The 25,900-nt window shown below is 62.3% G+C and carries 19 protein-coding genes; 12 read left to right on the forward strand and 7 right to left on the reverse strand.

What is annotated here, in order from left to right:
- Positions 1-8: 8 nt before the first annotated feature.
- The 4 genes from HNP00_RS05875 to HNP00_RS05890 are packed head-to-tail and all read right to left on the reverse strand — an operon-like array spanning position 9 to position 4,211.
- The gene (locus tag HNP00_RS05875) at positions 9-1,064 is read right to left on the reverse strand and encodes a MoxR family ATPase (RefSeq protein ID WP_184736943.1); all 1,056 of its coding nucleotides are present in this window, start codon (positions 1,062-1,064) and stop codon (positions 9-11) included.
- Complete coding sequence (locus HNP00_RS05880; protein ID WP_184736945.1) at positions 1,061-2,302, reverse strand: DUF4350 domain-containing protein; 1,242 nt, start codon at positions 2,300-2,302, stop codon at positions 1,061-1,063. Before HNP00_RS05880 ends, HNP00_RS05875 begins: the two co-directional genes overlap by 4 nt.
- The gene (locus tag HNP00_RS05885) at positions 2,299-3,021 is read right to left on the reverse strand and encodes a DUF4129 domain-containing protein (protein WP_260404798.1); all 723 of its coding nucleotides are present in this window, start codon (positions 3,019-3,021) and stop codon (positions 2,299-2,301) included. Before HNP00_RS05885 ends, HNP00_RS05880 begins: the two co-directional genes overlap by 4 nt.
- Positions 2,982-4,211 (reverse strand): hypothetical protein, encoded by a 1,230-nt coding sequence (locus HNP00_RS05890; RefSeq protein WP_221451241.1) that lies wholly within the window; start codon positions 4,209-4,211, stop codon positions 2,982-2,984. Before HNP00_RS05890 ends, HNP00_RS05885 begins: the two co-directional genes overlap by 40 nt.
- Before the next feature lie 177 nt (positions 4,212-4,388).
- Here HNP00_RS05890 and mtrA point away from each other — a divergent pair, with 177 nt between their 5' ends.
- The 7 genes from mtrA (at position 4,389) to secA (ending at position 14,890) form a co-directional block, all read left to right on the forward strand.
- Complete coding sequence (mtrA, locus tag HNP00_RS05895; protein WP_184736948.1) at positions 4,389-5,063, forward strand: MtrAB system response regulator MtrA; 675 nt, start codon at positions 4,389-4,391, stop codon at positions 5,061-5,063.
- Positions 5,035-7,023, forward strand: coding sequence for an MtrAB system histidine kinase MtrB (gene mtrB / locus HNP00_RS05900; protein ID WP_184736950.1), 1,989 nt, complete (start codon positions 5,035-5,037; stop codon positions 7,021-7,023). Before mtrA ends, mtrB begins: the two co-directional genes overlap by 29 nt.
- Complete coding sequence (locus HNP00_RS05905) at positions 7,020-8,756, forward strand: LpqB family beta-propeller domain-containing protein (RefSeq protein ID WP_184736952.1); 1,737 nt, start codon at positions 7,020-7,022, stop codon at positions 8,754-8,756. Before mtrB ends, HNP00_RS05905 begins: the two co-directional genes overlap by 4 nt.
- 206 nt (positions 8,757-8,962) lie before the next feature.
- Positions 8,963-9,850 carry a ComF family protein gene (locus HNP00_RS05910; protein ID WP_184736954.1) on the forward strand — a complete coding sequence of 296 codons (888 nt, stop codon included), beginning with the start codon at positions 8,963-8,965 and terminating at the stop codon, positions 9,848-9,850.
- Positions 9,851-10,012: 162 nt separating this feature from the next.
- Positions 10,013-10,738 carry a ribosome hibernation-promoting factor, HPF/YfiA family gene (gene hpf / locus HNP00_RS05915; RefSeq protein WP_184736955.1) on the forward strand — a complete coding sequence of 242 codons (726 nt, stop codon included), beginning with the start codon at positions 10,013-10,015 and terminating at the stop codon, positions 10,736-10,738.
- A 32-nt stretch (positions 10,739-10,770) separates the two neighbouring features.
- The gene (locus tag HNP00_RS05920) at positions 10,771-12,012 is read left to right on the forward strand and encodes a winged helix-turn-helix domain-containing protein (protein ID WP_184736957.1); all 1,242 of its coding nucleotides are present in this window, start codon (positions 10,771-10,773) and stop codon (positions 12,010-12,012) included.
- Between the two features lie 133 nt (positions 12,013-12,145).
- A complete protein-coding gene (gene secA, locus HNP00_RS05925; RefSeq protein ID WP_184736960.1) occupies positions 12,146-14,890 on the forward strand; it encodes a preprotein translocase subunit SecA in 2,745 nt (914 codons plus the stop codon).
- Positions 14,891-14,978: 88 nt separating this feature from the next.
- Here secA and HNP00_RS05930 read toward each other — a convergent pair whose 3' ends face one another.
- Both HNP00_RS05930 and HNP00_RS05935 read right to left on the reverse strand, forming a co-directional pair.
- A complete protein-coding gene (locus HNP00_RS05930) occupies positions 14,979-15,494 on the reverse strand; it encodes an Rv3235 family protein (protein ID WP_221451242.1) in 516 nt (171 codons plus the stop codon).
- Positions 15,495-15,566: 72 nt separating this feature from the next.
- Positions 15,567-16,349: a LysM peptidoglycan-binding domain-containing protein gene (locus HNP00_RS05935; RefSeq protein ID WP_184736962.1), complete on the reverse strand. Its 783-nt coding sequence runs from the start codon at positions 16,347-16,349 to the stop codon at positions 15,567-15,569.
- 144 nt (positions 16,350-16,493) lie between these two features.
- Between HNP00_RS05935 and HNP00_RS05940 the strand changes: the two genes are divergently transcribed.
- Positions 16,494-17,066 (forward strand): hypothetical protein, encoded by a 573-nt coding sequence (locus HNP00_RS05940; protein ID WP_184736964.1) that lies wholly within the window; start codon positions 16,494-16,496, stop codon positions 17,064-17,066.
- 62 nt (positions 17,067-17,128) lie between these two features.
- Here HNP00_RS05940 and HNP00_RS05945 read toward each other — a convergent pair whose 3' ends face one another.
- Entirely contained in the window at positions 17,129-17,344 is a 216-nt protein-coding gene (locus HNP00_RS05945; RefSeq protein WP_184736966.1) for a helix-turn-helix domain-containing protein, read from the reverse strand.
- A gap of 149 nt (positions 17,345-17,493) precedes the next feature.
- On the opposite strand from HNP00_RS05945, the gene HNP00_RS05950 reads away from it, so the two are divergent.
- Genes HNP00_RS05950 through HNP00_RS05965 form a run of 4 tightly spaced genes read left to right on the forward strand, consistent with a single transcriptional unit; the run spans position 17,494 to position 25,859 of the window.
- The gene (locus HNP00_RS05950) at positions 17,494-18,138 is read left to right on the forward strand and encodes an SAF domain-containing protein (RefSeq protein WP_184736968.1); all 645 of its coding nucleotides are present in this window, start codon (positions 17,494-17,496) and stop codon (positions 18,136-18,138) included.
- Positions 18,135-19,448 (forward strand): P-loop NTPase, encoded by a 1,314-nt coding sequence (locus HNP00_RS05955; protein ID WP_184736970.1) that lies wholly within the window; start codon positions 18,135-18,137, stop codon positions 19,446-19,448. The genes HNP00_RS05950 and HNP00_RS05955 overlap by 4 nt, the downstream gene beginning before the upstream one ends.
- A gap of 57 nt (positions 19,449-19,505) precedes the next feature.
- Positions 19,506-24,359 carry an NAD-glutamate dehydrogenase gene (locus HNP00_RS05960; RefSeq protein WP_184736972.1) on the forward strand — a complete coding sequence of 1,618 codons (4,854 nt, stop codon included), beginning with the start codon at positions 19,506-19,508 and terminating at the stop codon, positions 24,357-24,359.
- 30 nt (positions 24,360-24,389) lie between these two features.
- Positions 24,390-25,859 carry a sensor histidine kinase gene (locus tag HNP00_RS05965; RefSeq protein ID WP_184736973.1) on the forward strand — a complete coding sequence of 490 codons (1,470 nt, stop codon included), beginning with the start codon at positions 24,390-24,392 and terminating at the stop codon, positions 25,857-25,859.
- The last annotated feature ends 41 nt before the right edge of the window (positions 25,860-25,900 follow it).

Consider the following 25,900-nt stretch of genomic DNA (forward strand, 5'->3'; position numbering starts at 1 on the left):
CCTCATCTTCAGCGCGGGACAGGGACAGAGGCAAGGATGCTGCCCAGGACGTCATCCACGTGCACGCCGTCCATCTGTGCTTCTGGGCGAAGCCCCACGCGATGCCGAAGACAGGGCAGGGACAGGGCCTTGACGTCGTCGGGGGTGACGAAATTACGTCCGGACAACCATGCCCAGGCACGCGAAGTGTTCAACAATGCCGTTGCCCCGCGCGGGGAAACCCCCAATTGGAACGACGGAGCAGCGCGCGTCGCCCGGACAACGTCCACGATGTATCCGAGGATTTCGGGGGCCACCGTCACCCCGGCCACGGCGTCACGGGCATTTTGGAGCTCGGCGGCACCTGCCACCGGCCTGACCCCGGCCGCCAACAAGTTGCGCGGATCAAAGCCTTCCGAGTGCCTGCGGATCACCTCGATTTCCTCGGCACGTCCGGGCAGGGGCATGGAGAGCTTGAGGAGGAAGCGGTCCAACTGGGCTTCCGGCAGGGGATAGGTGCCCTCGTACTCCACGGGATTCTGTGTGGCGGCAACAATGAACGGCGAGGGTAAGGGACGCGAAAGCCCGTCCACTGATACCTGGCGCTCCTCCATGGCCTCCAGCAGCGAGGCCTGGGTCTTGGGAGGGGTCCGGTTGATTTCGTCTGCCAGCATGATGTTGGTGAAGACAGGTCCTTCGCGGAAGGTGAATTCCGAGGTGTGCGAATCGTAGACGAGCGAACCGGTGACATCGCCGGGCATGAGGTCCGGCGTGAACTGGACGCGTTTCGTATCCAGGTTGAGCGCGGTGGACAAAGCACGCACCAGCAGGGTCTTGGCAACCCCGGGTACGCCTTCCAGCAGGACGTGACCCCCGCAGAGCAATGCGATGAGCATGCCAGTCACCGTTGCATCCTGCCCGACGACGGCCTTGCCGACTTCGTGACGGACGTCCAGCAGGGCTTTGCGGGCGGGATCGGACTCCACAAAGTGCTGGACCGGCTGCTGCGATGGTGGTCCCTGCGATGCCGCCCCTCCCGAATAGCCATAGTTCCCGTCGGTGAAGCTGTTTGCTTGATTGCTCATGCGGCTGTTGCCTCCTGCTCGAGTTTTTCGATGCTTTGTGCCCATCGGACCAGTTCGGATTCGGTGCGGGGCTGGTGGTCCAGCAGCATCCGGAGCTCCTGCGCAGGCACGTCCAGCCTCCGGGCCGCGGTGTCAATGACGGAATCTGCTCCCACCTCGGGACCGAGCCGGAAGTGCCTTGCCAGCCTGGTCAGGGCGCCTGCCCGTAGATTGTCCGCTGCCCGGCCGACCGCACGTGAGTCCTGGTACAACCGGGCGCGGCCTTCGGCAGTTTCTGCGGCCTTGACCACCAACGGCAGCGGTTCGAACACGAGCGGACCGAGTCTCCTGCCACGCCACAGCACGGCAAGCAGTGCGACTACCATCAGCCACAGACCCAGGAAGCCCACCCACGGTGGCGCCAATTCGTTGAGCGTAGGCGGTTTGCCGTCTCCCGGTATGTCTCCAAGGCCTGGGAGATACCAGACGAGATCCGGGGCAGACCCAAGGGTGCGGAAGGCCAAAGCGGCATTTCCCCCTTCTCGCAGAAGATCGTTGCTGAGCAGTGCCGTGCTGCCGAGAACCACCAGCCGTCCGTCCGCGCTCGCCGCGTACATGCCGCCGTCGTTGCTTCCTGGCCTATAGCAAATCGCCTCCGCTCCTGTGTAAAGGAACCCGTTCTTTCCGGACACGGGCCCTGCGGCGAGTGGATCCGCTTGGCCACATCCCGCTTCCAAGGTTGATGTGCCGTTGGGAACCACGCCGGCATGCCGGATCTCGCTGCTGAGTCCCGTCAGGGTCCGGACGCCTGGGGTGACTACTACTACGCGGCCGGCCGACTCCAGCAAACTATGTAACTGGGAAGGGTCAAGGTAGCCGTTGCGGTCATACAACAAGACGGTGGCGCCTGGTTTCCTGGCCAGGAGCGAAGTTGTGGTCGCAAACGAATCGGATTCCGTAACCGTGACTCCGTGCCTGCGAAGGACCTCGGCCGCTGCCATCGCCCCGTCCGGAGCCGGATTGCGGGCAGACAGGGGCGCCTTGTCCGTGTTGGCGGGCGACTGGGCCAGGGTGAGGGCGCCAAGCACCACGACGATCGCTCCGATGATCATCCAGGCGATATGGCGCCTCGACCAGCCACGCAGCCGCCCGGTCCACCGGACACTCTGTTCGGCAAAGGTCCCGTCCTGATCGTGAGTTCGGTCTGGCGCTCGTTCGGAGGTGCCGCGTTCCTTGGCCTTGCCGGGGGCTGAAGTCATCGGGGGACCGCCAAACCGGCGACTGCCTGACCGGCGAAATCAGGTTTCGTGGCCGACAACTCTGTGTCCAATGCCAAGACAACGGCGTGATCGGAGGATGTGGCAGCTGCCTTGCCGTATTTCACTCCGTCGAAGAGCCTGGCCGCGTGCTCAAGCCGCGAACTGGCGGCCGTGAACACGCGCCCTAACTGGGCAGCTGCCTCGTCCGCGGTCCGGCCGGCTTGGGCATCAATGATTGCACGGTCCTCAGCCGAGCGAACCACAGCGCGGAACTGCTCGACGACGGCCGTTTCCCAGTCTCCACGGCCCGCTGCGGCAGATGCCCGCGCGCGGAAAGCCTCGGCATTCTCGGACGACGCGTCGTCGAAAACCTCCGCCGATTTTTTCTTGCGGGCGTTGAGCCGCGGCCTGACCACGATCACGGCAACCACGATGAGGACCACCGCCAACGCTCCAATCACCGGCACGGCCATATTAGGCGCGCTGAAGGAATCGCCGTTCAGGGAGCGGAGCCATTCGACGAACTGGTTCCACAACTCTTCGATCCAACTGGGTTTGGCCGATGCGTATTTGGGCTTGGAGAGTTCCTCAACCGCCCACCGTTGGGCTTCCTCGCGGTCGGGGTCAACGGGAGGTTCGAAGGCTGCGAAAAGACAGGCAAAGGACGCGAAGGCCGGGATCATCCTGTTGGCGAACCCTGACCGGGCGTTGGCGGCCATGATTGCGCGCCAGCGTGACGTGCTCCGCGGCGGCCGGGAACGCCGTCGGGATCTTCTCCGGTCTCCAGAAGCCGAAGCAGCTCCACATCCAGTCCGTCACGTCGCATCCGTAAGTCCATATAGATCAGGGCGGCAACCGAGGTTTGGAAGGCGAAGCCGACCGCACCCACGAGGGCCGCGACGACCAGCGAAATCACCAGCAGGACCACTGTCGTGGTGGTCACTTGTTCGGCGCTGGGGTGAGGGGAAAAGACGGCCGTCAATCCGCCGGACGCCAAGCTAAACGGAATCTGGATGACCTGCGCGATGACGCCCACCATGAATCCCACCAGCAGCGTGATGCCAAAGACCCGCCACCAATTTCTGGCCGTAAGGGTCCACGAGCGCCGAAGACCGGCGAAGACGCCCAGTTCTTCTATGGTGATGGCGGACGGTGACACGAGCAGCTTGGTGCGGACCCAGACATACGCGACGACGGCGCCGAATCCCAAAGGCAGGACCAAAAGTAGCCCGACCGGTCCCAGCCCAGTCAAGATGAGGGCGGCCAACACGAACAGGGCTACGAAGAACAGCAATGAGCCGGCAAGTACGAGGAAACCAAACCCCACAAGGGACCAGATACGTGAGCGGGCCAGGGACCACATTTGCTTGAACCCGGTTCTACGGTTCAATGCCGACCTCGCGACGGGGATCGCCATGACGCCTTGGAGAATCGAGGAAAGCACCAATGCGAGCATTGAAATACCCAGGATCCCGGCTAAGGCACCGAGGATCGGGCCAAGGTACTGCATCGCTTCGGATTGGGTGGTGAAACCACCCACTGGGGGTTGGGCTATGCCGAGCATGCCCAGTGTGGTCACCCCGCTCAATGCGTTGGTGATTGCCTGAACAACAAGTGCCGAACCGAACATGGTCTTGGCGTTCCGGCGGATGGTCTGGAAGCCGCCGTCCATGATCTCACCAAACAAGAGGGGCCGGAGGGGCACGATCCCGGGTTTCGGCGGAGCGACATAGCGGGGCTGACCATATGGCGGCGGACCACCGGCGGGCCAGCGCGGATCGGCCGGGACGCCCCACGGCTGTCCTGGATACTGCGGCGGCCCCCACTGTGGCTGGGCGCCCCACTGCGGCGGCCCCCACTGTGGCTGCGGTCCCTGTTCGGGCCGGTTGCCCGGATCTGGCTGTGACACGTTTTCCCCCCAAAAGATGCGGTCCGCAGCAGTGCACGGCCCCGGAAAGGGACCATTTGCTCCAGCCTATAGTTCCGCCGTCGCGCCTCATAGCCCAATCCGCCTGCCTTCTGCCGCGCGCCATGCCGTGATCCGCCTCAACGGGACAAAGGCTTAGTGATAAGGGAATATATAACTATGAAGGCACGCATCCTGGTGGTAGACGACGACGAAGCGCTGGCTGAAATGATCGGCATCGTGCTGCGGAACGACGGCTTCGACCCGGTTTTTTGCGCGGACGGCGGGCAGGCGCTGGAGGTATTCCGTTCCTCAAAGCCTGATCTGGTACTGCTTGACCTGATGCTGCCCGGTTCGGATGGCATCGAAGTGTGCCGCCAGATCCGCGGGGAGTCCGACGTTCCCATTGTCATGCTCACCGCCAAATCGGATACCTCCGATGTTGTCCGCGGCCTTGAATCCGGTGCTGATGACTACGTGCCAAAGCCCTTCAAACCGGCCGAACTCGTGGCACGGGTTCGCGCCAGGCTGCGCCCGGGAGACCAGAAAGCGCCGGAGACCCTGCGGATTGCCGATGTCACCATCGACGTCGCGGGCCACTTGGTGACCCGCGGCGGTGAGCGGATTTCGCTGACCCCCTTGGAATTCGACCTCTTGGTCGCCCTGGCGCGCAAGCCGTGGCAGGTTTTCACCCGCGAACTGCTCCTTGAGCAGGTGTGGGGGTACCGCCACGCTGCCGACACCCGGCTGGTCAACGTCCATGTCCAGCGGCTGCGGTCCAAGATCGAGCGTGATCCGGAAGCCCCCGAAGTTGTATTGACGGTTCGTGGTGTCGGATATAAAGCAGGCTCCTGAGTCTTCCAGCGGCGAACCCGGCACTGACCAAGCGGCGGCATCGACCGAGGTCAAACGCCCCGTTGCCGGACATCCTGTCCCGGAACACACCGACGCCCGGGCACTAAACCTCCCCTGGGTCCTGGAGCGTACTCGAATTTGGACTCGCCGGGCCCTGATCCTGGCGCTTCGCGTCTCCCGTCTTGTGGTGACCGGGCTTCGCCACATTCGTCCAGGAATCCGGTATTTGTGGCGCGCCCTCCTGCGGCGTTGGCGCCGCTCGCTTGAATTCAGGACCGTGGCCGTGACGATCGTGCTGTCGGTCGTGTCGTTTGCGGTGGTCGGCGCGTACCTCTCAAACCAAATTGCGAACAACCTGTTCCAGGAGCGCCTGAAGCAAGCCGAATCTGAGAGCCGTTACTACGTCAAGCAAGTGCAGGACACCTTCGACGGTTCACAGGCCAACGACCAGTCGAGCGTCATCACCCTCGTCTACGACACCCTTAAGGCTGTGGAAGGCAACGGCTCGGTCATCCAGCGGCGATACGTCTTCGAAGCCATGCCCGAACAAACCAAGCCGCGCAACCGCTGGGTGGAATCGCGGGCCTCGGACCAATTGACGGTCCGCGTCATCCCCCCGGCGCTCCGCAAATCGGTCCAGGAATCGGGCAAGGACCAGTACTGGGCTTCCACGGAGTTTCCGGTCGGCAACCAGGATCACCCGGGCATCGCCGTCGGAAACAAGGTCACCTTCAATGGAACCGTCTACGAGCTGTATCTCCTCTACGACCTGGATACCGCCCAACAAACCCTGGACGAAATCCAGAATGTGCTGTGGGCGGGTGGCGCCGCCCTCATCCTGATGATCGGCGGTATTGCCTGGTATGTGACCAGGAACGTCGTGAGCCCGGTGAGCCACGCCGCCGTCGTCTCCGAGAAGCTGGCCGCAGGCCAGTTGCAGGAGCGCATGGTGGTCAAGGGTGAAGATGAGGTGGCCAGGCTGGGCGCCTCCTTCAACCACATGGCTGCGAGCCTTCAGGAACAAATTACGCAGTTGGCCACCTTGTCCCAGATGCAGCAGCGATTCGTTTCCGATGTGTCGCATGAATTGCGGACCCCGCTCACGACAGTCCGGATGGCGGCGGAAGTGCTGTTCGACGCCCGGGATGATTTCGACCCCATCAATAAGCGCTCTGCAGAACTCCTGTACAACCAGGTGGAGCGTTTCCAATCCTTACTCTCGGACCTGCTGGAGATCTCACGCTTCGACGCAGGTGCTGCTGTCCTGGACTCCGAGCCGACCGACATCCTCCAAGTGGTATCCCATGTCATCGACAGCGCCTCGCCAGTCGCCGCGGAGTACGGCTCGGAAGTCCGTCTTACCTCCCGCCACAAACGCATCATCGTGGATATGGATTCCCGCCGGATCGACCGCATCCTTCGGAACCTGCTGCTCAACGCCGTCGAACACGGCGAGGGGAAACCCGTCCATGTCTCCGTCGCAGCCAACCACGAAGCGGTCGCTGTTTCAGTGCGCGACTTCGGCATAGGGATGAGCCCCGCGGAAGCTGCGCGGGTCTTCGATCGCTTCTGGCGTGCCGATCCCGCCCGCGCCAGGACAACCGGCGGCAGCGGCCTTGGACTTTCCATCGCCGCGGAGGACACCAAGCTTCACAACGGGTGGCTTCAGGCTTGGGGCCGCAAAGGATCCGGTTCGAACTTCCGCTTGACCTTGCCTCTCAAGAAGGGAGGCACCATTGTGAAATCCCCCTTGCAGCTTGAAGCCGCAGATATCCACTTGCCAGGCGCCGCTCCCGAACGCCACATGCTCGTCTTGGATGCAGGCGAAGCCCCGCCGGAGCAGGGGTCCCGTGCGGATCAGGAACTGAACGGCCCTTCCGCGACGCCTCCGGCGCTTCCTCCTGCCTTGCCTCCGGCTCGCAAGGACGATGCCGACAAGACGGGGGACACGGCACTATGAGTTCCCGACGCTCGTATTCGTCCCGACGCCCTTATCTGCTGAGGGCTACAATCGCCGTTCTTGCAGTCCTCGTGGTTGTCCTCAGTTCCTGCGCGCAAATCCCACGCTCCGGTCCAGTGGGGAAGAGCAAGGACGAAAGCGCGGGCAACCCGAACGCTCCCGTCTTCTTCCCGCCGCCGCCCCACCCCGGAGCCAGCCCCGCGTCCATCATTGAAGACTTCTACGGTGCTGGCAGCGGCTACGAAGGCGACTATGCTGTGGCCCGGCAGTACCTGACGCAGTCGCTATCCGTCAGCTGGAAATCCGATAAGCGCACACTCGTTTTCCGCAAAGCGACAGTCGTCAAAACCGGCGTGGAAAATGAGTTCAAGTACCAGCTCGATCTCGCTTACGCCGTCGACGCCGACGGTGTTGCCTCACAGTTTCCTGAGGGAACCACTGAGACAATTCCGGTGACTTTGGAACAGGTCGACGGCGAGTGGCGGATCTCAGCAGTTCCGGACGGTACAGCGATCCCGGAAGAGACGTTCAAAGTCATCTATGCGGCCCAGCCCATCTATTTCTACGACCCCACTTTTGCGTACGCGGTTCCGGATATCCGCTGGTTCATCAAGAAGAACACCGTCAAGGCGATGACCAGTGCATTGCTAGCCGGTCCGGCGCCTTACCTGCGGGGCGCCGTCGTCAGTGCCTTTCCTTCGGGCATGAAGCTGGCCAGGGAATCGGTGCCCGTTGTTTCGGGAGCAGCCCAAGTTGACTTGTCCGCAAAGGAACTCGTGGACGCCTCTGCCGAAGACAGGCAGCGCATGCAGAATCAGCTGGCGCTGACGTTCCGCAGCCAACCGGATGTGGTGAACGTTCAGCTCCGGGCGGACCAGGACCTTGTCCGGGTGGAAGACAATGGCTCGGTCCTGCCCCCGGTGCTCGAGAAGAGTGCACCTGCCCGCCAAATCGCAGTCAGCAACAACGAACTGGTGCGCTACGAGAACAACAGAATCTCGCCCCTCCCGGACATGCAGCCGGTGGCCGGACTGAACCCGAAGGCTCCCGCAGAGTCCCCGACATCCCAGGCGGTGGCCTTCCTCAATGACGCTGGAACCGTCCTTTATTCGATCATTCCGGGCCAGCCCGCACGTCAGTTGACCACAAGGAGCACCCTGAGCCATCCCTCGTTCAGTCCACAGGACTGGGTCTGGACGGCAGGGCCGGGAGCCAGCGGCGCCACCGAGGTCGTGGCATTCAAGCCATCCAACGTTGCGCAAGGCCAGCCTGTCCCCAGCGTGACGATGACCCCGGCATGGCTGGCCGGGCGCGTGGTGAGGGATTTCCGCATATCCCGGGAGGGAGCGCGCGCCCTGGTCATCTCCGAAATGAACGGTAAGTCGTCGGTGCAAGTGACCGGCATCGTCCGGAATCCTGACGGCACACCCAAGGATCTGACCGCCCCGATTACCTTGATTTCTTCAGCTCCTGCCGATCAAGGCGTTTGGGTCAATTCCACGACAGTTGCCGTGATGAAGGCTTCATCCAGTCAAAACGTTGTTCCTGAACTGCTGTCCCTCACGTCCAGCCAGCCGCAGCTGTTACCGGCTTGGCCGAGCCTGACAACCATCAGTGCCGGCAACGGGCCCGACCAGATTTTTGGACAGTCGGCGGCCGGGGTGTTCCAGCGGGTGGGCAATGGTTGGGAACTCCAACTCAAGGGTCCGGTGGACCCGGCTTTCCCGGGCTAGGGTCCCTTTTGCCGTCACGTTCTCCACATAGCCTGTTGTCCGCATAGGTGTTATCCACATGCGCACGTTCGGTGCTGTTGGCTGTGGGGCAGAAACCGGATGCTTGGGGCATGGGGAATGACAACAGGCACCGCCGGGCGTGCGATCCTGATCTTGTTGTCCGGAGCCACGCCGCGCGTCATCGGGGAATTCATCCTGCTCGTTTGATGCGGCTCGGACAGGGCTTGGGTGATGCCCTCACTGAGTTGCTGGCTGTTCTGGCTCCCGTGGAATGCACGTGCTGCGGTGCCGAGGATTCGGCGCTCTGTGGCGGATGTGCGCGGCAGCTACGTCTTTTGTGCAAGCGCCCTTTCCGCGCTGAAGGGCAAGCACCGGCCTTGCTTACGGTGGATGGCTCCGTGCTCCTGCCTGTTGTCGCAGCCGGCCACTATCGGGACGAACTTGCTCAAGCACTCCTGTCTTTCAAGCATCTAGGCCAAGGACAACTGGCCTCAACGCTCGCGCCTGCTTTGGGGAAGGCCATACGGGCAGCCGTTGGAGACAAGGTGGACATCTGTGTGGTCCCGGTGCCCAGCAGCAACGCGGCCTTCCGGCGCCGTGGATTCAGTCCGGTCCATCTCTTGCTCGGCCGCTTGCGGCGCCAGGGTGCCTTGCCAGGCCTGGAGGTGAAGGATGCCTTGAAGAAGGGGAGGCCCGGGATTGCGGTGCAGACCCTCATGCCGGCCCTGCTGGCCCGGTTCCAAGGTTTTGCGGGCCAGGTTGTGAAAGCCTCGCAACGGGCTGGTGTTGGCGTTGGGGCGCCGGCGCCAGGAAGCGGACAAAAGGGCTTGGGCCGTGGAGACCGTGCGCGCCGCGTCCGCGGCTCCATGACCATTCGGCTTTTCCGGAAAGGTTCTTTGGAAGGCCGGGTATGCATCATCGTCGACGACGTCCTCACCACGGGCGCCACCCTGGCCGAAGCTGCGCGGGCCGTATCGGCGGCGGGCGGCACGGTGTGTGGCGCCGTTGTCCTCGCGGCCACTAGACCCCCGGCGGGAAACGAGTTCTCCCAGATGCGCCCTGGGCAACCCAAAATCGACTCAAACAAAAAATAAGTGACGAAAGGGTGAATTACCCGTGGCGATGAACTAACGTCGGTTATGGGTACCAAGAACAGATGTACCTGTCGATAGCGGCTCGGAAAGGGGCTCGACTGTCCGTCAGATCAGCCCCAAGAAGCGCCCTTATCGTGTCACCTGAGTTGTTTGGAGGGCACCATGGAGTTCATGATCAGCGGCCGTAATCTGACCGTTTCGGATCGCTTCCGCGAGTATGCAGGCGAGAAGATTTCAAAGATTGAATCGCTTGGGGACAAGGTCCAGAGGGTTGACGCAAAGGTTTCCAAGGAAACCAACCCCCGTCAGACACCGGGCCAGCTCACGGTGGAAGTTACAGTTCTGGGCCGGGGCCCTGTGATCCGGGCCGAAGCGAGCGCCGCTGACAAGTTTGCCGCCTTTGATCTCGCCTATAGCAAGCTTCTGGAAAGACTCCGCCGGGCCAAGGACCGCAAGAAGGTCCACCATGGCCGCCACACGCCCAAAGCCGTCCGTGAGGCCACCGCGGCGCTCGAGCCCGCTAGTGCGAGCGAACCCATCTACGTAGAAGCAAGCAACCACCAGGAGCCAACGACGCCACCGGTGGAGACCTCGCCCTATGATGTCGACAACGACATTCCGGCCGGCGATTCCCCGGTCCTGATTCGTCGCAAGGTCTTCCCCGCCGCTTCGCTCACCCTTGATGACGCGGTGGACAACATGGAATTGGTGGGCCACAATTTCTACCTGTTCGTGGACAAGGAAACCAACACCCCGTCGGTTGTCTATCGCCGCCGCGGCTGGACATATGGAGTAATCACCCTCGACTCCACGTGCGAGCCAGGAGACGAACCCGTGGAGGAAAAGATCCACGCTTACCGCTCGAATGACCAGGCTGCCAGAGCCTAGGCAACATTCGTATCTCCCATGAAAGGACTGGCATGGCCGCTTCGCTGAGCCTGTTGCAGGCACGGCGGATCGCATTGGCAGCCCAAGGACTGGACAAGGAACGGCCCACCGGCCCCGTGAGTTCACGGACGGTGGGCCGCACCTTTGCCCGGCTCCAAGTGGTGCAGATCGACTCCGTCAATGTCCTTACGCGCAGCCACTACCTCCCCTTTTTCTCAAGGCTCGGCAAGTATGACCGAAGCATCCTCCATACAATGGCCGGGCGAAGTCCGCGGCGCATGATGGAGTACTGGGCGCACGAGGCCAGCTTCATCCGCCCTGAGCACTTTCAGGACCTGCTGCTGTGGCAAAACCGTACCTGGGTGGGCGCGGCCCACCTGGAGCGCGGAATCCGGGAGGATATGGCGAGCCGTATCCTCGACGCGCTCGCAAGCGGGCGCCCCATGACGGCCGCCCAATTGACCGCGCACCTGGGGCACGAGGAAGAGCGGCAGCACGACAACTGGGGTTGGAATTGGAACTTGGTCAAACAGGTTTTGGAGCACTTGTTTGAAGAGGGGCTCGTGACGGCTGCGTCGAGGACGGAGCAGTTCGAGCGGCGGTACACCCTGACGTCGAGGGTCCTGCCCGCGGGATCTCCTGCAGTCAACGGCCGCATGGGAGGTTTCCAGGACGGTGACGCTGATCTCCCAGCGGCGGCCATGGACCGGCTGATCGACGCCGCAGCCCAGGCCCACGGCATCGGAACAATCCGTTGCTTCGCCGATTACTTCCGGACTCCGGTGAAGCCTGCTGCAGCATCGCTCAGCAGGCTCGTTGCCGCGGGGCGCCTGGAACCGGTCACTGTGCGGGGCTGGGACCGGCCGGTGTATCGGCACGTGGAAGCCCGGCTTCCCCGCAGTGCCACCGCCCGGGCGCTGCTCAGCCCGTTTGACTCCCTGGTCTTTGAGCGCCGGAGGCTTGAGGAGCTGTTCGGGTTCCACTACCGGATCGAAATCTACACGCCTGCGGAGAGGCGCAAGTTCGGTTACTACGTCCTGCCGTTCCTCCTCCGGGATGCAGCGGTCGCCCGAGTAGACCTTAAAGCCGACCGCTCAGCCAAGCAGCTTCTGGTGCGCGCCGCACATGGTGAACCGAACGCGCCGGGGGACACCGCCGTCGAGCTCTCCGCGGAGCTGCGGCTCATGGCCGATTGGCTCGGGCTCGACGACGTCGTCGTGTCACCGGGCGGTGATCTCTCCCCGGCGCTGGCCTCGGCAGCGGCCCGAAACTGAATTCCCGGGGTGTCCCCAGGCGCGCCCGGCGCCCGGCTCTCCGCTCTCAGGGGAACGAGGCCGCGTGGCGTTGGTCTCTCCCGTAGACTGAAACCGCCAGAATTCGGCAGCTTGAGACTGGGAGCAACTTTACGTGGCATCACTTATCGAAAAACTTCTCCGCACGGGTGACAAAAAAACCCTGAGGCAACTGCGGACCTATGCCGATTCCATCAACGCCCTCGAAGACTCTTTCAAGACCTTCTCCGACGCCGAATTGCGCGAAGAGACGGACAGGCTCCGTGCCCGTCACGAGGACGGTGAGCAGCTGGACGAGCTCTTGCCCGAGGCTTTCGCGGCTGTGCGTGAAGCTTCCTCCCGCACGCTCGGGATGCGCCACTTCGATGTCCAGCTCATGGGTGGGGCTGCCCTTCACCTAGGCAATATCGCCGAGATGAAAACCGGTGAAGGCAAGACCCTCGTGGCCACTGCTCCGGCCTACCTCAATGCCCTTACAGGCAACGGTGTGCATGTCGTCACAGTCAACGACTACCTCGCCGAATACCAGTCCGAGCTCATGGGCCGCGTCTACCGCTTCCTGGGCCTCACCAGCGGATGCATCCTCTCCAACCAGGACCCATCAGTGCGCCGGCAGATGTACGCTGCCGATATTACCTATGGCACCAACAACGAATTCGGTTTCGACTACCTGCGCGACAACATGGCGTGGGACAAATCCGAGCTCGTACAGCGCGGCCACAACTTCGCGATTGTCGACGAAGTGGACTCCATCCTCATTGACGAGGCCCGCACCCCGCTCATTATTTCCGGTCCTGCCCAAGGTGACACCAACCGCTGGTACAGCGAATTCGCCAAGGTCGTGTTGCGTCTCCAGCCGGAGACCGACTACGAAGTCGACGAAAAGAAGCGCACCATCGGTGTCCTCGAAGCCGGCATTGAGAAGGTCGAGGACTACCTCGGCATCCAGAACCTCTACGAATCCGCCAACACCCCGCTCATTGGCTTCCTGAACAACGCCATCAAGGCAAAGGAGCTCTTCAAGCGGGACAAGGACTACGTCATCCTGGACGGCGAAGTACTCATCGTTGACGAGCACACTGGCCGTATCCTCGCGGGACGGCGTTACAACGAGGGCATGCACCAAGCGATCGAGGCCAAGGAAAACGTCGAGATCAAGGCTGAGAACCAGACCCTCGCCACGGTGACACTGCAGAACTACTTCCGCATGTACTCCAAGCTCTCGGGCATGACCGGTACGGCTGAGACCGAAGCCGCCGAGTTCATGAGCACGTACAAGCTTGGTGTGGTGCCCATCCCCACTAACCGGGACATGCAGCGCATCGATCAGTCGGACCTCGTGTACAAGAACGAAATCGTGAAGTTCGAAGCCGTGGTGAACGACATCGCGGAGCGGCACGAAAAAGGCCAACCCGTGCTCGTCGGTACCACGAGCGTGGAGAAGAGCGAATACCTCGCCAAGCTGCTGGCCAAGGAAGGCATCAGGCACGAGGTCCTGAACGCAAAGAACCATGCACGCGAGGCCGCCATTGTCGCGCAAGCGGGACGCAAGGGCGCCGTCACGGTCGCTACCAACATGGCCGGCCGTGGTACTGACATCATGCTGGGCGGAAATGCCGAGTTCACGGCCATCGCCGATCTTGCAGAGCGGGGCCTGGACCCTGAAGAAAACTCCGAGGAGTACGAGGCCGCGTGGCCGGAAGCACTCGAAGCAGCCAAGCAGGCGGTCAAGGACGAGCATGAGGAAGTGCTTGAACTTGGCGGGCTGTATGTATTGGGCACGGAGCGCCACGAATCCCGTCGCATCGACAACCAGCTCCGTGGCCGCTCGGGCCGCCAGGGTGACCCGGGGGAGTCCCGTTTCTACCTCTCGCTGACCGACGACCTCATGAGGCTCTTCAACTCCGGTGCCGCCGAGCGCCTTATGAACAGCTCGGTGCCGGACGACGTTGCCCTCGAATCCAAGCTTGTGTCCCGTGCAATCGCTTCGGCCCAGGGCCAGGTTGAAGGGCGGAACGCTGAGCAGCGTAAGAACGTCCTCAAGTACGACGACGTCCTGAACCGCCAGCGTGAAGCCATCTACGGCGACCGTCGCAGGATCCTGGAAGGCGACGATCTGCACGAAAAGGTCCAGTTCTTCCTCGAAGACACCATCAACGCCCTGATCGATGCCGCGACCGCGGACGGAACCGGCGATGATTGGGACTTCCACCAGCTGTGGACCAACCTCAAGACGCTGTACCCGGTGACTGTTACGGCCCAGGACATCATTGACGAAGCCGGCGGCAAGGCCCGCGTGTCCGTTGAATTCCTCAAAAACGAGATCCTTTCTGACGCGCAGCTCGTTTACAAGGAGCGGGAAGAAGCCATTGGCGCCGAGAACATGCGCGAGCTTGAGCGCAGGGTTGTCCTCTCGGTCCTTGGACGCAAGTGGCAGGAACACCTCTATGAGATGGACTACCTCAAAGAGGGCATTGGCCTGCGCGCCATGGCCCAAAGGGATCCCCTCGTCGAGTACCAGCGCGAAGGATTCATGATGTTCCAGAGCATGATGGAGGCCATCCGAGAGGAGAGCGTCGGCTTCCTCTACAACCTGGAAGTCGAAGTAACGCCCGCCGAAGACGTGGTGATCGTCGACGGCAGCCCCGAAGGCGGTCACGTCGAACATCACGATCCGCAAATTCGCGCGGCCGGCCTCGAAGCTCCGGAGAAACCGGTTCAGCTGCAGTACACGGCGCCCGGTGAAGACGGTGCGAGCCAGACCCGGGTGGAAGGCCGGTCCTCGGGGCGCTCGGGCAACCCCGCCAAGGCCGCCGCCGAAGACAAGCAGCGCGGGACCAGCAAGAAGAAGCGCCGCTGACCCCGGCCGTACGCTGCGAAACGGAGAAGGACCAGAACCTCTGTTCTGGTCCTTCTCCGTTTCCCGAGACGTCCTAGGGGACGCTGCGTCAGCCAATTTCGAGGGCAGTGACCTTCCACGCGCCATTGCTTCCTTCAAGCCGCATGGCTACGGCGCGGGAGCGGAGTTCTTCGGAGATAACCACGCTTGCCTCGTACACTCCCTCCTTCACGGTGCAGACACGAACTGAGCGGACCACCGGACTGCGGTGAAGCCGTGATCGTCCGGCCAGGGACCGGGCCGCATGGGCTCGCGTCAGTGCCGCCCGGTGCTGGAGTGCGCTGAGGCATCGCGGGTCCAGGGACCGCGAGAGCTGCTGGACAGGCCGCGTGCCCGCAAGGACTTCGATTGAGGCCTGGGCGATACTGCGGGCCAGCGTGCGCAATTCACCATCAAGGCTGATCACGTCGGCCACCTTGCGGGCAGAAGACCGCCCCGTAGCGGAAGAACTCCCCGGCCGGGCTGTGGCGCGAGACGATTCCCCGGTTGCTGGAGGAACGATTCGTGGCGAAGTCACCGTCCGGGATGCATCGGGCAGGGCATGGATAGCTGATGTTGCGCTCATGGATTTCCTCGATTGAATCGATGGGTTGCTGGCGGATGGCGGGTTGGCAGCGGACGGTGTGGTTCCGGCGGCTCAGGTACGGGGCGGTGGTTGGAGGATTTGACCAGGGAACAGGAGCCCAGGGTCGTCTCCTATGACTTGTCGGTTTGCGGCGTGCCACTTTGGCCAGTGGAGGGCAATGTCGACGTCGCTGGCCATCGGGCCAAGCTGCCGCGCCGCAATTGACCATAATGAATCGCCCCGGCTCACCACCACAGTGCCCTGACCCGGGGAGACTGGCTCTTCCGCGGTCCGCTGCGGTACGGATCCCAGGAGCCCCGGCTCGCCGGTGGTTGCACGGGGTTGCCAGCGCGGCTCGACCTTCGAAGGATCGGACGCAATTGATGGCAGGGTTGAAGGGTGCGTAGAGGGGGCTGGTGCCCACTGGGCGGAAATGCTGGTGGATAGTGTGGTTTCGGCAGCCGGGCTCCACGCGGGTTCAACTGGTGAGGGGGCTGCATTTGCCATCGGAATTCCCACCAGATTCAGGCCAAGAATTGCTGCTGCCAGCCTGCGCATGAAGGCGGGGCTGAGTTTGGCAGCGGTGCGGGTGGTGCGGCCTGTACCCGATTGCTGGAAGACCGCGGCGGCAACCGCCAGGAGTAATGTCGCTATCCACCAGGCGACGATCGCCAGACCGACGCCGGTCGCAACAAATCCTAGGAAATCTTCAGCCATGGGTGTTTGGTGACGGCCTGCTGCGGCCTGCCATCGGTCAGTCAGGATCAGGCCGGTGGCAGCGAGCGAAAGGCCGAGAATCAGGATGGTCGCTGCCATCGCAGCGTCGTTCCGAATGGTTGTGTTGGTCTGTTCCATGGGTTCCCCTTACCCAATTGATGGCATTTGATGCAGTTTGATATATCTTGAACCATTTTGACCACACAAAGCATCACTTGTCTAGAAGTCGAATGCCGATGAACGAAGATTGACCCACACAGCCTGCCCGCTTACGCTGACGCAATGCGCTGGGATGCACTGTTTGAAGACATGGAGGCACAACTGGCCTCCGAACGCTTGCTGGGACTTGAATCCGAAATTTCAGAGCGGGCCCGGGTGGAGACCGCCGGAATCGAACTCTCTGACAGGCTGCGTGGAGCAATCGGCCAGAAGATTGATGTGACGCTTCGTTCGGGAACGCTGGTGTCCGGGGCGCTGAGCCATGTCGGGAGCGAATGGTTGGTTCTGGACGAGGGTCGCCACCAGTGGCTGGTGCCGGGGGAAGCAGTACTGACGTATCAGGGACTCGGCCGTCAAGCGCGGGCAAGCCAATCGAAGACGGTGCAACGCCTTGGCTTGGCCAGCGCACTGCGGATACTGTCCCGGGATAGGTCAGAAGTCGCAGTCCATTTGCTTGGATCGACATCGGAGGAGAGGGCAATGCGGGGCGTCGTTGACCGCGTAGGCAAGGACCACTTTGATCTCGCAGTCATGATGCCGGGCGAAGTGCGCCGGCACGGCAGCGTCGTTTTCGTGGCGACAGTTCCGTTCCGGTCGCTTGCTGCTCTGCGTTCATTGCGGGGCCAGGAGATCTAACTCGGGCGGAGACCCCCCGCGGCCGTCATTGGCGCTTGGGAGCTTTTCAGTGCTTGCGGGGATCAGGAGGACTTGGATTTGGCCTCTTGGATCATCCTGTTGGCCTCGGCATAGCGTTCCTCGATGTACTGCTCTAGCATTTTTTCTTCCACGCGCCACTGGCCCCTGCCACCCACCTGAATGGCTTTGAGTTCTCCGCTTCGCACCAAGGCGTATGCCTGCGGCGAGTTGATTTGAAGCTGTTCGGCGACATCAGCCAAGGTGAGGAATCGGGGCATGCCTCTATTTTGCCACTCTTCAACCCATTTGCTGAGGTTATCCACAGTTTGACGTGATTTGCCGCACTTGACTTTGGAAGCTGCCAGTAAGCGGTCAGAATGAGGGCCACTGAAGGTTACGACCGGCGAATTTGCAATTGGGGGACAGAGTGAGTGCAACTACAGCGGCCGCTGCAGCGCGGCTCAAGAAACCGTCATGGAGGGATCCGCGCCTCTTGGTGGGGATCCTCCTGGTCCTGGCATCGTTGGCTGGAGTCATCGCCCTCGTTGGAACAGCGGACCGCACCATCCAGGTATATGCGGCGCGCGAGCCGATTGCCGTGGGCCAGAAGGTCAGCAAGGACGATCTTACGATCGTCAAAGTGCGGCTCGACGACGTCGAGTCAAGCTACGTGACTCTGGCGGATGGCCTGCCCGAAGGGAGGGTCGCCGTCCAAAGGATCGCCAAGAATCAGCTCGTCCCGCAAGAAAGCCTCGGAGCCGCGGACACCCTGAACCGCAAGCCGGTTGCGATTTCCATTCAGGAGTCCCTGCCTTCCCAAGCTGTGGCTGGATCCCGCGTGGACGTCTGGGTAGCCCTTCCCGATGCCCGCAATGGCTTCGGCGCGCCACAGCTATTGCTGCCCGGCGCGGAAATCGCCCAGATCACCGAAGGCGCTTCGACGCTTGGGGTGTCCAAGGAGAAGGTAGTGCTCGTACTCGTGACCGATGAGCAGATGCCGAAACTTCTTGGCGCACAGGCGAACAAAGCCAAGGTTGCCGTGGTCTGGAACCCAGGCGGTGCCAGCAAGTGAGTATCCCCGTTGTCACCGTCGGGCAGTCCCGGGAAGACTTGGTCGGGGGACTCGAGCGGCTCCATGGACCGGTGACAGTCGTCCGCCGCTGCGGCGAGCTCGCCGAACTGCTGGCCGCGTGCCAAAGCGGTCTCGCGCGTGCGGCGGTCATAGCCAACGGTACCGAGGAGCTCACAGCGTCCCTGGTCGACCGGTTGGCGGCCGTCGGCGTGTCCGTTGTTGCCCTGAGTGACGATCCGGCGGAGGCGGTCCGCTTGCGGAGTATCGGCGTCGTCACGGCGTCGCTGGAGGTGGATTCGGCGTCACTGGCTTCCACGATCTCCGATTCGGTGGGACAACTGTCCGGACGGGCGAGGCGACGCGCAGAGCAGCGGGATTCCGGTTATGCGGATACCGCCGCGGAACTCCGCCCCTCCAATGTTGAGGAAGAAGCGGAGCAGGCGCCCGCGGGGGACGGCCGGGTCATAACGGTTTGGGGCCCCACGGGAGCGCCGGGCCGGACCCTCGTGGCTGTCAACATGGCTGCGGAGTTGGCGGCCGAAGGCAAGTCCGTGATACTTGTCGACGCGGACAGCTACGGGGCCAGCGTCGCGGCCTCACTGGGCCTGTTGGACGAATCCGCCGGACTGGCGCAAGCTTGCCGCTTGGCGGACCAAGGATTGCTGGACGTTGAATCCCTCAAACGAATAGCCGTGCCGGTCTTTACAGAGGCCGGCAGCTTTCGGGTTCTTACGGGCATCACCCGTGCGGACCGGTGGACCGAACTTCGGGCCGCTGCACTCGCTACCGTATATGAGTACGCTAGGGAGATTGCTGAGGTCGTTGTGGTCGATGCGGGTTTCTGCGTTGAAGCCGATGAAGAACTCAGCTTCGACAGTATGGCACCCCGACGCAACGCGGCCACTCTGCGCAGCATCGAACTTGCGGACACCGTTTACGCCGTGGGTGCTGCCGATGCGATCGGCGTTCCGCGGCTCGTGCGTGGCCTTGCGGAGGTCGCGCAGGCCGTACCGCAAGCGGCTCCTCTAGTGGTCTTGAATAAGGTCCGGGCAGCATCTGCGGGCCGGTCACCGAATCGTGAGCTTCGCGAAGCATGGGATCGGTACGGTCCCGGCTCCGCTATCGAGGGGTTCCTTCCATCTGACCCGGAAGCTTGCGACGCTGCCTTGCTGTCCGGCGCCGTGCTCCTCGAAAGTGCGCCTGAATCTGCTCTGCGGCAAGCAATCGCCAAATTGGTCTGTGCAGCCGTCCAGCAAAATGGCAAATCCTCTGTCATTTATTCCAGAGCAAGGCGACGGCTAAAGCGTTAGGCTCGCCATGTGGGCTGCAAGGACGCAGCAATCAAGATGTGATGGAGGCGTTTGTCGATGTCGTCAGGATCCAGCGTGGAGGATCGTTCTAAACTTGCAGTAGTCCGTGAAGGGTTCTACGGCGACTACTACGAGCATCTCGCAGAGGAGGACGCCCGCGGATATGCGGCCGAGCAATTGACCTCCCGGGCGGCCGCCCACCGGGAAGTGGGAAAAAGCCGTAAGCCGGGCACCGCCAACGTCACGATTGCCAATGAGGCAGACCGCAGCATTCTCTACATCGTCACGGATGACATGCCGTTCCTCGTGGATTCGGTGAATGCCGAGCTCGTTCGCCAGAACTGCGCCATCCGGCTCGTCATGCACCCGCTCTTCGTGGTTTCGCGCGATCGCCTGACGGGCGATCTCTCCGGCATTGCCCGCGTGCCCTCCAACATAGGTATCTCGAGCGGTGACACCGCAGCGATGCCGAATGTCGCCCACCTGATCGCGCAGGGCGACAACGTCTCCCACATGGAGTCGTGGATCGCCGTCGAGGTTGACAGGGTGGCGGACGACTTCCAGAAGGAACTCGTGGACGGAATCCATCGCGTCCTGAACGATGTCCGTGCCGCCGTCGAAGACTGGCCGAAGATGCGCACCAAGGCGCTCGAACTGGCATCTTCCCTGGACAAGGTGGCCCATCCCGAACACATCGCCGAGCTCAAGCAGGCACAGGACCTCTTGCGCTGGTTGGACAACGGCAATTTCACGTTCCTGGGTTACCGGGAATACGACCTCATCACCGAGAACGGCGAAGACGTCCTTGAGTTGCGGGAAGCGAGCGGCTTGGGACTCCTGAGGGCGGGTGACCATCCGCACCAAATCCAGCACCTCACCGACGCAGGACGCAGGAAGGCCCGCGAAAAGCGTGCCTTGGTCATCACCAAAGCCAACTCGCGCTCTACCGTGCACCGCCCTGCGTACCTGGACTACATAGGTGTCAAGAGCTTCGATCTTGCCGGCAACGTCAACGGCGAGCGCCGCTTCATCGGGCTTTTCGCCACCAGCGCGTACACCGGTTCCGTACGGAACATCCCGATCGTCCGGGAAAAGGTCGACGCTGTGCTCCGCTCGGCCGGTTTCCCGCAGGACTCCCATTCCGGCAAGGACCTCGTCGGTATTCTCGAGACCTACCCCCGTGATGAACTCTTCCAGATTGAGACCGACGATCTGGCCACAACCGCTTTGGGTATCCAGCGGCTTCAGGAGCGGCGCCGTACGAAGCTCTTCCTGCGTCCGGATATCTACGGACGCTTCATGTCAGCCCTGGTCTACCTGCCCCGCGACCGCTACACCACCAACGTCCGGCAGCGTATTGAGCAGGAACTCCGCGAGACCTTCGAGGCCGAGAGCATCGACTATGAAGCGCGCATCACGGAGTCCGCCCTCGCCAGGGTGTTCTTCCGCATCCGGCTGCCGCGTGAGGCGGAACTTCGGGACGTCGACGCCGGAGAGCTCGAAAAGCGCCTCGTCCGGGCCTCGCGGTCCTGGGCAGAAGGAATCGCAGAGGTGCTCCGCGAGAACACAAGCGCATCGGAAGCCGAGGCGCTGTCCTCCCTCTGGACGGATGCCTTCCCCGCCGGTTACCGCGTGGACTACGAAGTGGAGGACGCTCTTCAGGACATCGAGCGTTTCGAGAAGTACGGCGCCACGGCCGATCGCGACGCCGTCGCCGTCCAGGCGGCTCCTGGAGTGCATGTCTATCTGCCCGATGGTGCCGGTGAGCTCCTTGAAGAGGACGCCCGGGTTAAGCTTTACCTCCTTGAACCCAAGAGCTTGAGCCAGATCCTGCCCTACTTCCACAATCTCGGCCTTGAGGTTCTGGACGAGCGACCTTTCGAAATCGAGACCTCCGACCACCGGGACTTCTTCCTCTACGACCTCGGCCTGAAGTACCCCGCTGGCGTCAACCCCGTGGCTACCGGCCAGTTCTTGGCGGATTCCTTCAGTGCAGCCGTGACCGGTGAGGTGGAATCCGATAGCTTCGACCGACTGGTGCTCCGCGAGGGAATCCACTGGCGCCAGGTCGTGATGCTCCGCGCATATGCGAAGTACATGCGCCAGATGGGAAACACAAACTCCTTCGAGTTCATTGCGGACACACTCCTCGCCAACCCCGAGGTTGCCCGTGGCCTGATTGATCTCTTCGGAGCACGCTTTGATCCGGCATCAGCTGACCCAGCCCGTCCGGCTCGCCAAGACACCGCGCGCGCCACACTGGCCGAGGCGATTGACCAAGTCGCAACGCTCGACGCCGACCGTGTCCTGAGGACTTTCGTCAACCTCATCGAGTCGACCCTGCGCACGAACTACTTCCAAGGCAAGTCGTACGTCAGCTTCAAGCTGGATCCAACCAAGATCGATGGACTGCCATTCCCGCGGCCTAAGTACGAGATCTGGGTATACTCGCCCCGCGTTGAAGGCGTGCATTTGCGCTTCGGCAAGGTGGCTCGAGGCGGCCTGCGGTGGTCGGACCGCCGCGAAGATTTCCGGACCGAGATCCTCGGCCTGGTCAAGGCCCAGACCGTGAAGAATGCTGTCATTGTGCCCACCGGCGCCAAGGGCGGTTTCTTTGCTAAGCAGCTCCCTGATCCCGCAATTGACCGCGCGGCCTGGATGGCCGAAGGCATCGAGAGCTACAAGACTTTCATTCGTGGTCTGCTCGATCTCACCGATAACCTGGTGACTACAGCCGACGGCGAAAAGATCGTGCCGCCGTCGGACGTTGTCCGTCAGGATGACGACGATTCGTACCTGGTGGTCGCTGCGGATAAGGGCACGGCAACGTTCTCGGACACTGCCAACGGACTGGCCGCCGAGTACGGATTCTGGCTGGGCGACGCATTTGCTTCCGGTGGTTCCATCGGCTACGACCACAAGGCCATGGGGATCACGGCACGAGGCGCTTGGGAATCGGTCAAGCGCCACTTCAGCGAGCTGGACCTGGACACCCAGACCGAGGAATTTACTGTGGTCGGCGTCGGCGACATGTCCGGTGACGTGTTCGGAAATGGAATGCTTCTTTCCACGCACATCCGTCTGCTGGCCGCTTTCGACCACCGCCACATCTTCTTGGACCCGACGCCGGATGCGGCTTCCTCCTTCGACGAACGGCAGCGTCTCTTCGATCTGCCCCGCTCCTCATGGGATGACTATGACCGCTCGCTCATCAGTGCAGGCGGCGGCGTCTTCCCGCGCCAGGCCAAGGTCATCCCGATCTCCCCGGAGGTTCGTAGCGCCCTGGGTCTTCCGGACGGAACAGTCCAGTTGAGCCCTCCGGATCTTCTGCGTGCCATACTCCTCGCCCCGGCGGATCTCCTGTACAACGGCGGCATCGGGACGTACGTCAAGGCAAGCACCGAGGCCCACGCTGAGGTGGGGGACAAGGCGAATGACGGCATCCGTGTGAACGGACGCGAGCTGCGCGTCAAGGTTGTCGGCGAAGGTGGCAACCTCGGAATGACGCAGCGCGGACGCATAGAGGCCGCACTACAGGGAGTCATCCTCAACACTGATGCCATCGACAACTCTGCCGGCGTAGATTGCTCCGACCATGAGGTCAACATCAAGATCTTCGTCGACAGGATGGTTGCCGCCGGGAAACTTGACGCTTCCGAGCGCACATCGTTCCTCGCCGACATGACCGACGAGGTCGGGCGCCTTGTGCTCGAAGACAACATTGATCAGAACATCCTGCTGCTTAACGACCGCACCCGTGTCGCAGAATGGAGCCCGAGCTACGAACGCCTGATGGACTGGCTCGAGAAGTCTGCTGATCTCAAGCGGGACCTTGAAGCACTGCCGACCACCGATACGCTTCGCGAGCGGCTGGAACAGGGCCAAGGCCTGACGTCTCCGGAACTGTCCGTCCTCGCCGCATATGCCAAGATCGAATTGGGATCTGCATTGCGCGATAGCGACCTGGCGGACGATCCCTGGTTCCGCAAGACGATCCGCTCGTACTTCCCGAAGCAGCTTCGGGAACGGTTCGACGCCGAGCTGGACACGCATCCTTTGCGTCGCGAGATCATCGCAACCGTGGTTGCCAATGACATGATCAACTTGGGCGGCATTACCTTCGCCTTCCGCACCATGGAGGAGACCTCGGCCACCGAGGTTGCCGTGGCGAAGGCGTTCGTCGCTCTCCGCGAGATCTACGAACTCGACTCCATGGTGAAGGAGCTCAATGCCCTGCCGGCTTCGTTCCCCACGGAACACTGGAGCACCGTCCACCTCGACGTCCGGAGGCTTCTGGACCGCGCTGTTCGCTGGTTGCTGAGCCAGGGTAACGCGTCAAAGCCGATCTCGGAGGTTGTCGCTGAGTTCAAGCCGATGATGGATCCCATGAGGGCCCGGGTGCTGGACTACCTGCGCGGCAGCGACAAGGAGCGGGTGACCGGTTGGCTTGAAAAGGCGCGTGCGTGGGGCTTGCCGGAGATGCTTGCCCATCGCTGGGCCGAGCTTTTCGAGAGCTTCGTGCTCCTGGACATCGCCAAGATTGCGCAAAGCCGCGGGGCCCGGGTAGAAGAGGTCAGCAACGTCTACTACACGGTGTTTGACCGCTTCCATGTTGATTCACTGCTTGAGCGAATTACCGCACTCCCTCGGGACGACCGGTGGCAGGCGCTTGCCCGTGCTGCTCTGCGCGACGACCTCTACTCGACTGTGGCGGACATGACCATGTCGGTCCTCGAATCGACCGACGCCGGTCTCGACGCCGAAGCCCGCTTGCGGGCTTGGGAGGACCTCAACGCCGAGCAGCTGGGTCGTGCGAAGAGCATGTTTGACGAGGTCAATGCGTTGGAGGCCGACGACATGGCTTCGCTGTCGGTAGCATTGAGGCTCTTGAGGTCAATCGTTCGACGCTAGGGACAAGCCCGGGCGTTATATGGAGGTGCAGTGGCAATCTTTACAGACCCCATCAGGGAGCACGCTGATTTCGGGCCTGGAGATGCCGAATGGCTGCACCTCCTGGTCGGCGACTGGCAAATGGTCGCCGACCTGGCGTTCGCGGACTTGGCCCTATGGTTTCCGCATCCTGAATTCGGTTACATCGCGCTTGCACACGTCAGGCCGTCGACGAGCCACACGGTGTTTCACGCGGACTTCGTCGGGGAAGGCATCCGATCGGATCTGCAACCGATAGTGGACAAGGCGTGGTCCAGCCATTCAATCGAACGCTCCAGTGAAACGAGCTGGAGCAGCGAGATGGCGTTGCGGGTTGAAGCGGTGCCCATGGTCAGGAACGGACGGACCCTTGCCGTCGTCACGTCGCATATGGACCTGTCCAGTTCGCGGATGCCTTCCCGCCTGGAGCTGACATACAGGCAATGCGCCTATGATCTGCTCCGCATGGGCACTCTTGGACTGTGGCCGGATTTCGCTTCACCCACGGGCTCTCGCCGCGGTGCGCCGCGTGTGGGTGACGGCCTGATCAGGCTCGACGCGGACGGCATCGTGCAGTATGCGAGCCCGAACGGTGTCTCGGCATTCCGCCGCCTCGGCGAGGTGGAGACGTTGGAAGGGCGGTCCCTCGCCGAGGTTACTGCAGGCCTCCTCAAGGACCGGCGCATGGTGGACGAGACTTTGCCGTTGGTAGTCACGGGCCGCATGCCGTGGCGGAGCGAGATTGAGTCCCGCGGGGTCAGCTTGTCATTGCGCGCAATTCCGCTGCGCGATGAAAAGCATCGTTTCGGCGCCCTGGTTCTGTGCCGCGACGTATCCGAACTACGACGCCGCGAGCTCGAGCTTGTCACCAAGGATGCCACCATCCGTGAAATCCACCATCGCGTCAAAAACAATCTGCAGACAGTTGCTGCCTTGCTGCGCATGCAGTCGCGACGCATGGTCAGCGACGAGGCGAAGCAAGGCCTGGAACAGGCAATGCGGCGGGTGGCGACCATTGCGTTGGTGCACGAGACCCTTTCGCAGGGACTCACCCAGAGCGTGGACTTTGATGAGCTGATCGGGCGCCAGTTCCGGCTCTCGGCCGAAGTAGCGTCACCTTCGCAGCATGTCCGGACCGAGCGCTCAGGTCTGTTCGGTGAATTGCCGAGCGACTTTGCCACGCCGCTTGCCCTGGTTATCAACGAACTCGTGACGAATGCCGTGGAACACGGCCTCGAAGGCCGGGCCGGAACAGTGTGGCTGATGGCCGATCGTTCGACCGGGGAGCGCGGTGATGAGCTCCTGACCGTGACAATTGCCGATGATGGCGTCGGGCTGCCCGAGGGGTCGTACACAGAAGGCCTGGGCCTTCAAATTGTGCGGACGCTTGTCACGAGCGAATTGGGTGGCAGCATCCAGTGGATGCCGCGCGACGGGGGAGGCACCGCCGTCGAGATCGTCTTGAACCTGGTGCGAAGCTGACACCAGGCGCTCACGAGCTGCGGTGCTGCTAACCGCAATGA

Source organism: Arthrobacter sp. AZCC_0090, from assembly GCF_014207375.1.
Taxonomy (GTDB): domain Bacteria; phylum Actinomycetota; class Actinomycetes; order Actinomycetales; family Micrococcaceae; genus Arthrobacter.

Bases quoted from the DNA above. Each gene is read 5' to 3' on its own strand.
- HNP00_RS05875 (WP_184736943.1), bottom strand. From the start codon at position 1,064: ATGAGCAATCAAGCAAACAGCTTCACCGACGGGAACTATGGCTATTCG.
- HNP00_RS05880 (WP_184736945.1), bottom strand. From the start codon at position 2,302: ATGACTTCAGCCCCCGGCAAGGCCAAGGAACGCGGCACCTCCGAACGA.
- HNP00_RS05885 (WP_260404798.1), bottom strand. From the start codon at position 3,021: ATGGCCGCCAACGCCCGGTCAGGGTTCGCCAACAGGATGATCCCGGCC.
- mtrA (WP_184736948.1), top strand. From the start codon at position 4,389: ATGAAGGCACGCATCCTGGTGGTAGACGACGACGAAGCGCTGGCTGAA.
- HNP00_RS05905 (WP_184736952.1), top strand. From the start codon at position 7,020: ATGAGTTCCCGACGCTCGTATTCGTCCCGACGCCCTTATCTGCTGAGG.
- HNP00_RS05910 (WP_184736954.1), top strand. From the start codon at position 8,963: ATGCGGCTCGGACAGGGCTTGGGTGATGCCCTCACTGAGTTGCTGGCT.
- hpf (WP_184736955.1), top strand. From the start codon at position 10,013: ATGGAGTTCATGATCAGCGGCCGTAATCTGACCGTTTCGGATCGCTTC.
- HNP00_RS05920 (WP_184736957.1), top strand. From the start codon at position 10,771: ATGGCCGCTTCGCTGAGCCTGTTGCAGGCACGGCGGATCGCATTGGCA.
- HNP00_RS05930 (WP_221451242.1), bottom strand. From the start codon at position 15,494: ATGAGCGCAACATCAGCTATCCATGCCCTGCCCGATGCATCCCGGACG.
- HNP00_RS05935 (WP_184736962.1), bottom strand. From the start codon at position 16,349: ATGGAACAGACCAACACAACCATTCGGAACGACGCTGCGATGGCAGCG.
- HNP00_RS05940 (WP_184736964.1), top strand. From the start codon at position 16,494: ATGCGCTGGGATGCACTGTTTGAAGACATGGAGGCACAACTGGCCTCC.
- HNP00_RS05945 (WP_184736966.1), bottom strand. From the start codon at position 17,344: ATGCCCCGATTCCTCACCTTGGCTGATGTCGCCGAACAGCTTCAAATC.
- HNP00_RS05960 (WP_184736972.1), top strand. From the start codon at position 19,506: ATGTCGTCAGGATCCAGCGTGGAGGATCGTTCTAAACTTGCAGTAGTC.